Annotated in this window: 12 protein-coding genes; 5 read left to right on the top strand and 7 right to left on the bottom strand. The window is 63.8% G+C overall.

Going from position 1 to position 12,302, the window contains the following annotated elements:
- Nucleotides 1-26: 26 nt before the first annotated feature.
- Nucleotides 27-794 (bottom strand): 2-hydroxycyclohexanecarboxyl-CoA dehydrogenase, encoded by a 768-nt coding sequence (badH, locus tag IAI53_RS05630; protein ID WP_187717144.1) that lies wholly within the window; start codon nucleotides 792-794, stop codon nucleotides 27-29.
- Nucleotides 795-895: 101 nt separating this feature from the next.
- Here badH and IAI53_RS05625 point away from each other — a divergent pair, with 101 nt between their 5' ends.
- Nucleotides 896-1,366, top strand: a complete 471-nt coding sequence (locus tag IAI53_RS05625; protein ID WP_187717143.1) for a MarR family winged helix-turn-helix transcriptional regulator — start codon at nucleotides 896-898, stop codon at nucleotides 1,364-1,366.
- An 18-nt stretch (nucleotides 1,367-1,384) separates the two neighbouring features.
- On the opposite strand, the gene aliB is transcribed toward IAI53_RS05625, so the two are convergent.
- Nucleotides 1,385-2,533, bottom strand: coding sequence for a cyclohexanecarboxyl-CoA dehydrogenase (gene aliB / locus IAI53_RS05620; RefSeq protein WP_187717142.1), 1,149 nt, complete (start codon nucleotides 2,531-2,533; stop codon nucleotides 1,385-1,387).
- A 282-nt stretch (nucleotides 2,534-2,815) separates the two neighbouring features.
- On the opposite strand from aliB, the gene IAI53_RS05615 reads away from it, so the two are divergent.
- From IAI53_RS05615 to IAI53_RS05600, 4 genes are all read left to right on the top strand, one after another.
- Nucleotides 2,816-4,069 carry an ABC transporter substrate-binding protein gene (locus IAI53_RS05615; protein ID WP_225433137.1) on the top strand — a complete coding sequence of 418 codons (1,254 nt, stop codon included), beginning with the start codon at nucleotides 2,816-2,818 and terminating at the stop codon, nucleotides 4,067-4,069.
- A 40-nt stretch (nucleotides 4,070-4,109) separates the two neighbouring features.
- Entirely contained in the window at nucleotides 4,110-5,729 is a 1,620-nt protein-coding gene (aliA, locus tag IAI53_RS05610) for a cyclohexanecarboxylate-CoA ligase (RefSeq protein WP_349771892.1), read from the top strand.
- A gap of 100 nt (nucleotides 5,730-5,829) precedes the next feature.
- The gene (locus IAI53_RS05605) at nucleotides 5,830-6,603 is read left to right on the top strand and encodes an enoyl-CoA hydratase (protein ID WP_187717140.1); all 774 of its coding nucleotides are present in this window, start codon (nucleotides 5,830-5,832) and stop codon (nucleotides 6,601-6,603) included.
- 20 nt (nucleotides 6,604-6,623) lie between these two features.
- Nucleotides 6,624-7,415 carry an SDR family NAD(P)-dependent oxidoreductase gene (locus IAI53_RS05600; protein WP_187717139.1) on the top strand — a complete coding sequence of 264 codons (792 nt, stop codon included), beginning with the start codon at nucleotides 6,624-6,626 and terminating at the stop codon, nucleotides 7,413-7,415.
- Nucleotides 7,416-7,538: 123 nt separating this feature from the next.
- On the opposite strand, the gene gdhA is transcribed toward IAI53_RS05600, so the two are convergent.
- From gdhA to IAI53_RS05575, 5 genes are all read right to left on the bottom strand, one after another.
- Nucleotides 7,539-8,882, bottom strand: a complete 1,344-nt coding sequence (gene gdhA, locus IAI53_RS05595) for an NADP-specific glutamate dehydrogenase (RefSeq protein ID WP_187717138.1) — start codon at nucleotides 8,880-8,882, stop codon at nucleotides 7,539-7,541.
- A gap of 197 nt (nucleotides 8,883-9,079) precedes the next feature.
- Nucleotides 9,080-10,351 (bottom strand): NAD(P)/FAD-dependent oxidoreductase, encoded by a 1,272-nt coding sequence (locus IAI53_RS05590; RefSeq protein WP_187717137.1) that lies wholly within the window; start codon nucleotides 10,349-10,351, stop codon nucleotides 9,080-9,082.
- An 8-nt stretch (nucleotides 10,352-10,359) separates the two neighbouring features.
- Nucleotides 10,360-10,665, bottom strand: coding sequence for a c-type cytochrome (locus IAI53_RS05585; RefSeq protein WP_187717136.1), 306 nt, complete (start codon nucleotides 10,663-10,665; stop codon nucleotides 10,360-10,362).
- 133 nt (nucleotides 10,666-10,798) lie between these two features.
- Nucleotides 10,799-11,458, bottom strand: a complete 660-nt coding sequence (locus IAI53_RS05580) for an ankyrin repeat domain-containing protein (RefSeq protein WP_187717135.1) — start codon at nucleotides 11,456-11,458, stop codon at nucleotides 10,799-10,801.
- Complete coding sequence (locus IAI53_RS05575) at nucleotides 11,442-12,215, bottom strand: TatD family hydrolase (RefSeq protein ID WP_187717134.1); 774 nt, start codon at nucleotides 12,213-12,215, stop codon at nucleotides 11,442-11,444. Before IAI53_RS05575 ends, IAI53_RS05580 begins: the two co-directional genes overlap by 17 nt.
- Nucleotides 12,216-12,302 lie beyond the last annotated feature (87 nt).

The following is a 12,302-nucleotide window of genomic DNA, read 5'->3' as shown; positions in this document are numbered from 1 at the left end:
TGGAACGTGTGGGCAGGTCGTCAGACTCAGCCGGCCATCGTCAGGCCACCGGAGGCACTGATGATCTGGCCGGTGATGAACGAAGCCTCATCGCTGGACAGGAAAGCGACGATGCCGGCCAGGTCATCCGGCTGACCGAGGCGGCCGAAGGGAATCGCCTTGGTGAGCGCCTCCTTGAGCTTCTCGCCCTTCTCGCCTTCGCCGGCAAAGTCGCGGAACAGTGCGGTATCGGTCGGCCCCGGGCAGACCACGTTCACGTTGATCTGCTTGCGCGCCAGTTCGCGCGCCATGGTCTTGGAGAAAGACACCAGACCGCCCTTGCAGAAGGCATACACCGCCTCACCCGAGGAGCCCACACGGGCGGCATCGGAGGCCACGTTGACCACACGGCCACGACCGCGCTCAGCCATGCCCGTCAGCACCGCGTGGTGCATGTAGAGCGCACCGTAGAGATTGACCGCGACGATCTTCTCCCACAGCGCCTTGTCGGTTTTCAGAAAGGGCGCTGCGTGATCCCAGCCCGCGTTATTGACCAGCACATCGGTCGGGCCGAGCGCGGCTTCCGCAGCGCTCACCGCAGCGATCACCGATTCCTGGCTGGTCAGGTCGACCGCGAAGGGCAGCGCCTTGCCACCCGCATCACGGATACCGGCAGCCACCGTTTCCGCTGCATCCTTGTTGATGTCGAACACGGCCACCGCCGAACCTTCTTCGGCAAAACGACGGCAGATCGACGAACCGATGCCACCGCCGCCACCGGTAACGATCACCACCTTGTCCTTGAGTCCCTTCATTCCTGCTTCTCCTTTTTGTGACGTGAATCTGCCGTGCCCCATTGCCCGGGATGCCAGCTCTGCGTTTCAATACTGCTCAACCAAAAACGACGACCTAACCGATGAAAGACCTGTCCGCCGAAAAGAGCCTCGCTTCCATCGAGATCAACAACCGCCTGTTTTTCCGCTTCTTTCAGGCTGCAAACACCTTGCACACCAAGGGCACCCAGGCTCTCGACGAGTTCGGCGTCACGACCCAACAGTGGTCAGTGCTCGGTGCACTCTCGCGTCCCAAGGCACAGGGCGGCATGAGCGTCGGCGAGCTGTCCCGCTACCTGCTAGTCAGCCGCCAGAACCTTTCCGGCCTGCTCAACCGTCTCGAACGCGACGGCTATCTGGAGCGGATCACCGGCGAGGAGGATCGGCGCTCGCGCAAGGTGCGCCTCACCCCGAAGGGCGAGGAGCTATGGACCGCCCTCGCCGACCCGATTCACCAGTTCTATGACGAAGCCTTGAAGGGTCTTTCCTTCGACGACCGCCTTGCCTTCATCCACTACATCAGCCTGCTGCAGAAAAACATGTCCCGGCTGTAGGGGGCTTTCCCTGGTGCGCTAGACCCTGTACTGCGCAATCTTCTGGCGGCCGATGATCATCTTCATGATGTTCGCCGTACCGTCACCGATCTGCAGACCCATAACATCGCGATATCGCTGACCGAAGTGGTAATCGCCCCCGTAGCCGCCATGGCCGTGCGTCAGCAGGCACTGATGGATGATTTCGCAGGCCAGCTTCGGACCCCACCACTTGCACATCGCCGCCTCGGCGGTATGCGGCAGATCGTTGTCCTTCAGCCATAGGGTGCGCAGGCACAGCAGACGGCAGGCCTCGTACATGGTCTCGGCTTCGGCCAGCGGGAAACTCACGCCCTGGAAGTCGCCAATCGGTTTGCCGAAGGCTTCGCGCTCCTGTACGTAGCGCCAGGTTTCATCCAGCGACGCGCGGGCCACACCCATGCACTGCAGACCGATGAGCGCCCGGCTGTAGTCAAAGCCCTGCATCACCTGAACGAATCCCTGACCTTCGTCGCCGAGCATCATGTGCTTGCCGATTCGCACGCCATCGAAAAAGATGGAGCCGCGCCCGACCGGCCGGGTGCCGATGTCGTCAAACGTTGTGCGTGTAACACCCGGCAGGTCCATCGGTACCAAGAAAGCGGAGATGCCGCGCGCACCATCGGCTTCGCTCCCTGAGCGCGCAAAGACCACAGCCGCGTCGGCTTGAGTCGCCATCGAGATCGAGGTTTTCTCGCCCGAAAGCACGTAGTCATCGCCGTCACGTACCGCCTTCAGCTTGAGGCGCGCAGCATCCGACCCCGCACTCGGCTCAGTGAGCGCAATGGCAATCGTCTTGCGGCCGGCAACCACTTCGGCCAGCCACTCCTGCGCCTCGGTTGAGCGTCCATGCGTGGCAACGATCTGCCCGCACAAGGAGACCAGCAGATTGACATACGAAACGTTGAAGTCTCCGTAGGCGATCTGTTCGAGCAAAAGACCACTGGTTACGCAGTCGACACCTAGCCCGCCGGCCTCTTCCGACAGCTCGGGACCAAGCAAACCGAGGGCGCCCATTTCTTCGATCACTTCACGCTCGACACACTCGGCCTGCTCACGCGCTTTGTAGCCTGGCGCCAAACGGCTTCGGGCAAACCTGGCAGCAGTTTCGACCAACGCCTGCTGCTCCGGACTAAGACTGAACTCCATCGTGACACCTCCTTCACAAGTGAGCTCATTCTAGGAACAGGCAACTTTATCTGTCAATCTATTTACACAAATAGCAAGAGCTGCGTGAACAGCAAAACTCCAGATGTGACTCTAAAATGCTTTGGTAGTCGCATGCTGTAGCGTAGATATCGTGCGCTGCAGCAAGACAAATATCACTTTAATCCATTTTTTGCGTCAATCTATTGACTTACAGAGACCGAAAAGTTAGCGTGTCACCACACGCAATTGATGTCGTGACCACACACAAACAAGGAGCGAGACATGAACGCAGCTACGCGCAGCACCGAGACCTGCTACAAGAGCCCCAAGCGCAAGACCATCGCCGCTTCGCTTGCCCTGATGTGCTTCGCCTCAGCCAACGCACACGCCGGCATCAGTGACGATGTGGTCAAGATCGGTGTACTGACGGATATGGGCGGCACCTATGCCGACTTCACTGGGCAGGGCGCAGTCGTCGCCGCACAGATGGCAATCAAGGACTTCTCGGCCGATGGCACGGTGTTTGGAAAGAAGATCGAAATCGTCAGTGCCGATCACCAGAACAAGGCAGACATCGGCGCAGAACGCGCCCGTAGCTGGATTGATCGCGACAAGGTGGACGTCATTACCGAACTGGTCACCACCAGTGTCGCCCTGTCGGTGATGGACGTAGTGGCACAGAAGGACAAGATTGCCCTGGTGTCGGGTGCTGCCTCGCTGCCGATCACCAACGAGCGCTGCAACGCCAACACAGTGCACTGGGTGTATGACTCCTACGGTCTGGCTGCTGGTACCGCCAAGGCGGTGGTCGGAGCCGGCAAGAAAAACTGGTACTTCATCGCGGCCGACTACGCGGCCGGTCAGGCGATGATGGACGGCGCCGCTCAGGTGGTGACCGCCAGCGGTGGAAAGGTGGTCGGCTCGACCAAGCATCCATTCCCGAACGCCGATTTCTCCTCCTTCCTGCTCAGTGCCCAGGCCTCGCGCGCTGACGTCATCGCATTGGCCAACGGTGGTCAGGACACGATCACCGCGATCAAGCAAGCATCTGAATTCGGTATCACCGCCGCCGGACAGACCCTGGTACCCATTGTGCTGTTCATCAATGATGTCCACGCACTCGGTCTTGAGACCGCCCAGGGGCTGACCCTAACCGAAGGTTTCTACTGGAACCGCGATGAGGGCACCCGCGCCTTTGCTCGCCGTTTCTATGACCAAGTGAAGAAAATGCCGAGCATGGCGCAGGCGGGCGTGTACTCCTCGGTACTCAATTACCTGAGGGCAGTCCAGGCCACCGGCACCGATGAAGCCGGTGCGGTGATGAAGCATCTCAAGTCCACCGCAATCGACGATGGGCTGTTCAAGGGCCGGATCCGTGCCGACGGCAAGTTCGCCCATGACATGTTGTTGCTCGAGGTGAAGAAGCCCTCCGAATCGAAGGAGCCGTGGGACTACTACCATGTTCGCGCGGTGATTCCTGCTGAGGATGCAGCCCTTCCGCTTTCACAGTCCAAATGCCCGCTGGTGACGCAGTAACTCGCTCGCCGACAGGAGAATCACCATGAATTTCGATCCCGTGCTGCTGGCAGCGCGCATGCCGTCCATGAAGTCGGCCGGCTTCTGGCGCGACGAGACCATCAACCCCTACTTCCAGCGCGCACTCGAGCGATTCCCGGAGAAGATCGCCATCGTGTCCTATCGGCAAGGCGAGGCCGAACCGGTGCGCCTGAGCTATCGCGAACTGGATCGCCGTGCCGACTTGATTGCCCGCGGACTGGTCGACCTGGGCGTGGGCAACTCCGACGTGGTGTCCTTCCAGTTGCCAAATACCTGGGAGTTCCTCGCAATAGCGCTTGCCTGCGCTCGCATCGGCGCCGCGGCCAACCCGGTAATGCCGATCTTCCGCCAGCATGAGCTGAAGTTCATGCTCAGGCTCGCAGAATCCAAAGTCTTCATCGTCCCGAAGACCTTCCGCGGGTTTGACCACGAAGTGATGGGGCGCGATCTCATGTCCGAACTACCCGACCTGAGGCGACTGGTGGTACTCGGTGGCGACGGCGAGGACAACTTCGAGCGTGCCCTGCTGCGCGACGACACACCCCCTCTGGCCACCGAAGCACTTGCCCCCGACGACGTGCTGCTGCTGATGTACACCTCCGGCACGACCGGAGAGCCCAAGGCAGTGATGCACACCTCCAATACGCTGTTCTCCAATCTGCATGCATACATTCAGGTCATGCAACTCAGCGAGGCAGACATCGTACTGGGTGCATCGCCGATGGCCCATCTGACAGGTTTTGGCTATCTGGCCATGCTGCCGCTGATCCTGAACTCCACCACGGTCCTGATGGACATCTGGGATCCGAAACGTGCCTTGCAGATCGCCCGCGACGAGGGCGTCACCTTCAGCATGGCCTCGGCCGCCTTCGTCAGCGACATGTGCCTGGCGGTCGAGAACGGTGAGCAACCGGCGCCAACGTTCACCAAGTTCAACTGCGCGGGCGCACCGATTCCGCCTGTGGTGATCGAGCGTGCGCACCGACTGATGGGCCTGCGCATCAGCTCGGCCTGGGGGATGACCGAGTGTGGCGCGATCACCATCACCGAACCGACGCGCGCACTGGAAAAATCCGGCGTGTCCGACGGGCGCCTGGTGCCCGGGATCGAACTACGGGTCGTGGATGCCAACGGCAACCCCTTGCCGGCTGGTGAAACCGGCGAGTTGTACATCCGCGGCGCCTCGCTGTTCGCCGGTTACCTCAAGCGTCCGCAACTCAACGCAACCAACGACGAAGGTTGGTTCCACACCGGCGACCTTGCCTTCATCGATGCCGAGGGCTATCTGCGCATCAACGGTCGCAGCAAGGATATTGTCATTCGCGGCGGTGAGAACATCCCGGTGATGGAAGTCGAGAACCTGCTGTACAAGCACCCCGCGATCCTCACCTGCGCCATCGTCGGCTATCCCGACAAGCGTCTTGGCGAACGGGCCTGCGCCTTCGTCACGCTCAAGCCGGGAGCGTGCTTCAGCTTCGAGGAAATGAGCCGGTACCTGGCCGAGCAGAAGATCGCCATACAGTACGTGCCGGAGCGATTGGAGATCCTTGAGAGTCTCCCCGCCACTCCCAGCGGCAAGCTGCAGAAGTTCAAGCTTCGCCAGATGGCTCAGCAGTTCGCCGTCGACGCGAACTGCTGAACTCGTTCCCTTCCGAAACCCGCACGGCAGCGCGTCTACGGCCGCGCCGCCGTGTGCCGGCTTGCGCTTGTACGCGCTACGTCACACAGCAGAGGTCACGATGAACTCTCCCATCCTGGTCGACACCCGTGATCGTGTCGGCCTCATCACCCTGAATCGCCCCGAAGTACTGAACGCGCTCAATGACACGCTAATGGACGCTCTGAGCGCCGCCCTGGACCGCTTCGATATCGACGCCGACATCGGCTGCGTCGTCATTACCGGCTCCCCGCGCGCTTTCGCAGCCGGCGCGGACATCGCCCAGATCCGCCAGCTCGACTATGTGGACGCCTATTGCGGCAACCTCATCACCCGCAACTGGGAGCGCCTGAAGACCTTCCGCAAGCCGGTCATCGCCGCGGTGAGCGGCGTCGCCCTCGGCGGCGGCTGCGAACTGGCTCTGATGTGCGACGTCATCCTCGCTGCCGAGAGCGCCCGCTTCGGTCTGCCCGAAGTCAAAATCGGCGCCCTGCCAGGCGCTGGCGGAACGCAGCGCCTGCCGCGTGCAGTCGGCAAGGCCAAGGCCATGGAACTATGTCTCAGCGGTCGCTTCATGAATGCCGAGGAAGCCGAGCGCAGCGGCTTGGTGTCACGCATCGTGCCGGACGAACGCCTGCTCGAGGAAGCCCTGACACTTGCGCAAAGCATCGCCGCATACTCGCTGCCAGTGCTGATGATGATCAAGGAGTCGATCAACCGCGCCTTCGAGGGCCCCTTATCCGAAGGTCTGCTGTTCGAGCGGCGCACCCTGCATGCCGCTTTCGCGTTGGCCGACCAGAAGGAAGGTATGGCGGCCTTTGCCGAGAAACGCCCTCCGCGTTTCACCCACCGCTGATCACTCAGGAACCTGCAGCCATGAACCCCAGTTCGCACCCCACTCCAACGAAAAAAGGTCGCCTGGCTGGACGGTGTGCTCTGGTCACCGGCGCCGGCGGCCCGATGGGACGGGCAATAGCCCTGCGCTTCGCCGCCGAGGGTGCCAGCCTGATGCTGACCGACATCTCGTCTGCCCGCCTGGAAGCCGCGGTGAAGGAGACCTTGGCGCGATACCCCGAGGTACGCGTGGCGAGCCGACGCGCCGACGTACGTCTTCCGGAAGAGATCGACGCAATCCGTCGGACGGCCGACGCCGAGTTGCCGCCGGTGGATATCCTGGTCAACGTGGTCGGCGGTCTGCGCGGCGAACTCTACCAGTCCATGTTCAGCATAGACCCGTCTCGCTGGGACGAGACCATGGATCTGAATCTGAAGGGCACTCTGCTACTGTCACAATGCTTCGCGGCCGGCATGCTCGAGCGCGGTTACGGCCGCATCGTCAACTTCTGTTCGATAGCGTATGGCGGCGAGCAAGGCCAGAGCGCGTATGGCGCAGCCAAGGCGGCGGTTGCTTCGTTGACCCGGAGCATGGCGCTCGAATTGGCCCCGCACGTGAATGTAAACTGCGTTGCCCCCGGTCTGATAGAGACCAGCGTGCTCGAACGCATGGATCCGAAGGTCGTGGACGGCTACCGAGAGGCATGCGCCCTGCGCCGTCTCGGCAGGGCGGAGGAGATTGCGCATGTCGCGCTCTTCCTGGCCAGCGAAGAGTCGAGCTACGTCACCGGCGAGATCGTCCGTGTCTCCGGTGGCCGCTGGCCGTCACTGTAGAGTCGTCCCTACAAGGTTCTGTCATCTCAAGCGCAGCGCGACCCGACAAGCCGGCTCTTCTGCGGCTCGAACAAGACGCCCTCCTGGAGTTCAGGAGGGCGTCTTGTCTTGTGATACCAGCGCTCAGATCACGCCCTGCGCCAGCATCGCGTCCGCCACCTTGACGAAACCGGCCACGTTGGCGCCGTCCACATAGCTCACCAAGCCATCCGCGCGCTTGCCGTACTGCAGGCAGGCGTTGTGGATGCCGCGCATGATTTCCTGCAGACGGCCGTCGACCTCTTCGCGGGTCCACGAGATGCGCATCGCGTTCTGGCTCATTTCCAGACCCGAGGTGGCCACGCCGCCGGCATTGGAAGCCTTGCCCGGCGCGTAGAGCACGCCGTTGTGCTCGAACACCTTCACCGCCTCGGCGGTCGAGGGCATGTTGGCGCCTTCGGCCACGCAGATCACGCCGTTCTTCACCAGGGTGGCGGCGTCGTTGGCGTCCAGCTCGTTCTGGGTGGCGCACGGCAGCGCGATGTCCACCGGCACGTGCCAGGGGCGCACGCCGGCTTCGAACCTGGCGCCGACGCGCTCGGCGTAGTCGCTGACGCGGCCGTAGAGGTGGTTCTTCACTTCCATCAGCTCGGCGAGCTTCTCGGCGGTGAAGCCTTCCTCGTCGATCACCGTGCCGCTGGAATCGGATACGGTGATGACCCTGGCGCCGAAGGCCATCGCCTTCTCCACCGCATACTGGGCGACGTTGCCGGAGCCGGACACCGACACGCGCAGGCCTTCCATGCTGCGACCGGCGTGGCGCAGCATTTCCTCGGCAAAGTACACCGTGCCGTAGCCGGTGGCCTCGGGGCGGATCAGCGAACCGCCGAAGGACAGGCCCTTGCCGGTGAACACGCAGTCGGCGCGGTTGGAGAGTTTCTTCATCATGCCGGCCATGAAGCCGACTTCACGCCCGCCCACGCCGATGTCGCCGGCCGGCACGTCGGTGTCCGAACCGACGTGGCGATACAGCTCGGTGACGAAGGCCTGGCAGAAGCGCATCACTTCGCCGGGGCTCTTGCCCTTCGGGTCGAAGTCGGAGCCGCCCTTGCCGCCGCCCATCGGCAGGGTGGTGAGCGCGTTCTTGAAGGTCTGCTCGAAGGCGAGGAACTTCAGGATGGAGAGATTCACCGAGGGATGGAAGCGCAGGCCGCCCTTGTAGGGGCCGATCGCCGAACTGTGCTGGATGCGGTAGCCGCGATTGACCTTGACCTCGCCCTTGTCGTCCACCCAGGAGACACGGAAAACGATCGCCCGCTCAGGTTCGATAAGGCGGTCGAGCAAGCCGTGCTCCGCGTAACGCGGATGCTCGGCGATATAGGGCCAGATGCTCTCCATCACCTCGACTACCGCCTGCTGGAATTCCGGCTGGCCGGGGTTGCGTTCCTCCACGTAGGCGAGGAACTCTTCAAGACTCTGATACTTCATCGTTTCCTTCCACTCCCGGCCACATTCGGGCCAAAACGCACCAAAACCATGCATTCTGGAGGAAAAGGAACGTTGATGCACTTTTTTTGTGCGTCGATAGCCCTGTTTTGGTGCGCTTCGGAGTGAAAACGATTCGAGTCGCACTCGGCGGGCGGCGCAGGCCCGTGCGTCACCCGCCATCGCAGCGTTTCCGGGGCTCAGCCCAGGGTGTCGTTGAGGATGTTGAAGGCCCAGGCCAGCGCCATGAAACCTTCCTCGCTGGTGGCCGCCGAGGACAAACCGCCGGCGCCCGGCACCGCGGCCATCGTCCGCTTGTCGGCGTCGTAGCGGTACACGCCGGCGACGTGGATCGCTTCTTTCTCGTTCACGAAGCTGTAGCAGGTGTTGGTGACGATGGGCTCGTCGCTCACCGGCTTGCCCGCGAGCAAGGCGGCGATCGCGGCGGCGCACACCTTGGCCTGCTGGTTGGCCATGTGCGCGGACTTGGGCAGGCCCGGCGCCGAAGCGATCGAGTCGCCGATCACATGCACCCCCGGCGCGACCTTCGACTCGTAGCTCAGGAAGTCGACCTCGCACCAGCGACCGCCCACGTTGGCCAGCCCCGCCTTGCGAGCAATGATGCCGGCGCGCTGTGGCGGGATCACGTTCCACAGGTCGGCCTTGATGCCCGCCTGCACGTCGAAACGCAGCTCGCCGCCGGCCGCGTCCATCTCCTCGTAACCGGCGTTGGGCACGTACTCGATCATGCCCTTGTAGCGGTTGCGGAAGGCATCGAGGAACAGGCTCTTCTTGGCGACCACATCCGGGTTGGCATCGAACACCAGCACCTTTGCACGCGGGTTGCTGCGCTGGAGCGAGCGTGCCACCAGGCAGGCGCGCTCATACGGCCCCGGCGGACAGCGGTAGGACATGGCCGGAATGTGGATGGCGAACACCCCGCCCTGCGGCAAGGCCACCAGGCGGCGGCGCAGTTCCTGGGTCTGCGGCCCGGCCTTCCAGGCGTGCAGCACCTGCTCCTGGGCGGCCGCGCTCTCCAGCCCCGGCAGGCTGTCGTAGGCGAAATCGATACCGGGTGCGACCACCAGCCGGTCGTAGCTCATCGCGCCGCCGCGCGCGAGGCTCACGCGCCGGGCACCGGCATCGATTGCGGTCACCGTGTCGCGCACCACCTGCACGCCGTGGGCGGCGGACAGCGTGGCGTGCGAACGGGTGAGATCGCGGATGCTCATCGTCCCGCCGATCACCCTGTTGCTCATCGGGCAGGCCACGAAGGCCTCGGCCGCTTCGATCAATACGACCTCAGCGGCGGGCGCCCAGCGCTTGAGGTAGCGTGCGCAGGTCGCACCGGCAAAGCCGCCGCCGACCACCACGACGCGCGCGCCGGCGCCGTTCTGCGCAAGGGCCTTCAGCGGCAGGCTGCCGGCCAGTGCCGATGCGGCGAGGCCGCGAAGGAAATTCCTGCGTTCCATGGCGCCCCTCACTCCTTCGCCGCGCCGAGCACGTCGGCGATGCGGCGCAACTGATCGTTGGAATAGCCCTTGGCGTGCCGGTCCATCACCGTGGCCGTGCGCTTGCCGCTCTTGAACTCGACCAGGGCCTGGTAGATGCCGTCGGCCGACTGGCCGGCGAGCGTGGGCATGCCCCCTTCGGAGCGGCCGTCCGGGCCGTGACAGGCAAAACAGCCGGCCGCCCAGCCGACGGCCTTGGCGTCGTCCTGCGCCGCCAGGGCCGGTGACAGCCCACTGGCGACAAGGAACATGGTGGCAACGACCCCTTTGTGCATCGACGATCCTCCTTCCAAAGGCCACAAACGCTGAAAAACCCGTTCATCGTATCCCAAACGGATCATCAGGGCGAAAAGAAAGCCCCTTTCCGGGGCTTGCAGGCGTGCAGAGGAAAACGCGTGCGGCGGACGGTCAGCGGCGTCCCCGTCCGGCTTGCTCGATGAGGTCGGCGATGTCGGTGTTGCCCTGGGTGCGTGCCCACTCCGCCGCGGTCAGTCCCCGGTCGTTCTTGAGCGCAGTGTCCGCACCGGCGCGCAGCAGGCGACGCACCGCGTCGACATGACCGTTGCGTGCGGCGAGCATCAAGGCGGTAGCGCGGTTGGGGGTGAGCGCGTCAATCTTCGCCCCGCGGGCGAGCAGCTTGTCCAGGATCGCCAGCCGCCCCTCGAAGGCCGCATAGTGCAGAGGCGCCCAGCCGTCGTGCTCGACCGGTGCGCCGGCCTCGAGCAGCAGGTCCACCACGGCCTCGTGGCCCTTGAGCACCGCCAGCATCAGCGCGCTGTCGCCCGCCAGATTGCGCCATCCCAGCTTCGCACGGTACTGCAGCAGGCTGGCGACTGTGTCCGTGTGCCCTTCGCGCGCCGCGAGGATCAACAGGCTGTTGCCCTGCGCATCCACCGTGTCCGGATCGATGCCGCGCGCCAGCAGCGCCGCCAGCTGGCGGGTATCGCCCAAGCGAGCGGAACTGAGCGAATCCTCGTAGCTGCTGCCCTGCGCGAGGGCAAGGCCGGCGGTCAGCGCGAGACACAGGCCGAAGGCCAGGTGACGAAGGCGATCAATGACGGGATGCATGGCGGAACAGCCTGAAGAAGTTGTCGGTAGTGGCCTGCGCGATGCGTTCCAGCGGTTCCTTGCGCAGGCGGGCGATCTCTTCGGCCACATGCACCACGTAGGCCGGTTCGTTAGTCTTGCCGCGGTGGGGCGTGGGGGCAAGATAGGGCGCATCGGTCTCGATCAGCAGGCGGTCGAGCGGCACCCGGGTGGCGACTTCCTTGAGCGCCTTGGCATTCTTGAAGGTGACGATGCCGGAGAAGGAGATGTAGAAGCCGAGGTCGAGCGCGGCGTCGGCCACCTCCTGGCTCTCGGTGAAGCAGTGCATCACCCCGCCCGCCTCGCCGGCCGCTTCCTCGCGCATCAGGCGCAGGGTGTCGGCCGCGGCATTGCGGGTGTGGATGATCAGCGGCTTCCCAGCACGGCGCGCGGCGCGGATGTGGGTGCGGAAGCGCGCGCGCTGCCACTCGGGCTCGTCCTTGTGCCAGTAGTAATCCAGCCCGGTCTCGCCGATCGCCACCACCCGCGGATGATCGGCCAGCGCCAGCAGGCGGGCCTCGTCGGGCTCCTCGCAGTCGGCATTGTCCGGATGCACGCCGACCGATGCGTACAGGTTGCCGTGGCGCTCGGCCAGACCACGGACGGCGGGAAAGTCCTCCAGCGTCACCGAAATGCACAAGGCATGGGTGACGGCGCTGGCGGCCATCGCTGCGAGCACTTCGTCCTCGCGCGCGATCAGGTCGGGAAAATCGAGATGGCAGTGGGAATCTACGTACATGGGAAATCTGGCTGGCGGACGCGTCCCGATGGGACAGCGCACCCGACGGCCGGTTCGCCGGCGCGGGCTGCGTCGCGGGTGGTTGAT

Source organism: Thauera sedimentorum (assembly GCF_014489115.1).
GTDB lineage: Bacteria > Pseudomonadota > Gammaproteobacteria > Burkholderiales > Rhodocyclaceae > Pseudothauera > Pseudothauera sedimentorum.
The sequence above is the reverse complement of the archived record's forward strand: the minus strand, read 5'-3'. Positions and strand labels throughout refer to the sequence as shown.

What these genes read in the sequence shown, in the direction of transcription:
- badH (WP_187717144.1), bottom strand. Translation starts at nt 794, where the DNA reads ATGAAGGGACTCAAGGACAAGGTGGTGATCGTTACCGGTGGCGGCGGT.
- IAI53_RS05625 (WP_187717143.1), top strand. Translation starts at nt 896, where the DNA reads ATGAAAGACCTGTCCGCCGAAAAGAGCCTCGCTTCCATCGAGATCAAC.
- aliB (WP_187717142.1), bottom strand. Translation starts at nt 2,533, where the DNA reads ATGGAGTTCAGTCTTAGTCCGGAGCAGCAGGCGTTGGTCGAAACTGCT.
- IAI53_RS05615 (WP_225433137.1), top strand. Translation starts at nt 2,816, where the DNA reads ATGAACGCAGCTACGCGCAGCACCGAGACCTGCTACAAGAGCCCCAAG.
- IAI53_RS05605 (WP_187717140.1), top strand. Translation starts at nt 5,830, where the DNA reads ATGAACTCTCCCATCCTGGTCGACACCCGTGATCGTGTCGGCCTCATC.
- IAI53_RS05600 (WP_187717139.1), top strand. Translation starts at nt 6,624, where the DNA reads ATGAACCCCAGTTCGCACCCCACTCCAACGAAAAAAGGTCGCCTGGCT.
- gdhA (WP_187717138.1), bottom strand. Translation starts at nt 8,882, where the DNA reads ATGAAGTATCAGAGTCTTGAAGAGTTCCTCGCCTACGTGGAGGAACGC.
- IAI53_RS05590 (WP_187717137.1), bottom strand. Translation starts at nt 10,351, where the DNA reads ATGGAACGCAGGAATTTCCTTCGCGGCCTCGCCGCATCGGCACTGGCC.
- IAI53_RS05585 (WP_187717136.1), bottom strand. Translation starts at nt 10,665, where the DNA reads ATGCACAAAGGGGTCGTTGCCACCATGTTCCTTGTCGCCAGTGGGCTG.
- IAI53_RS05580 (WP_187717135.1), bottom strand. Translation starts at nt 11,458, where the DNA reads ATGCATCCCGTCATTGATCGCCTTCGTCACCTGGCCTTCGGCCTGTGT.
- IAI53_RS05575 (WP_187717134.1), bottom strand. Translation starts at nt 12,215, where the DNA reads ATGTACGTAGATTCCCACTGCCATCTCGATTTTCCCGACCTGATCGCG.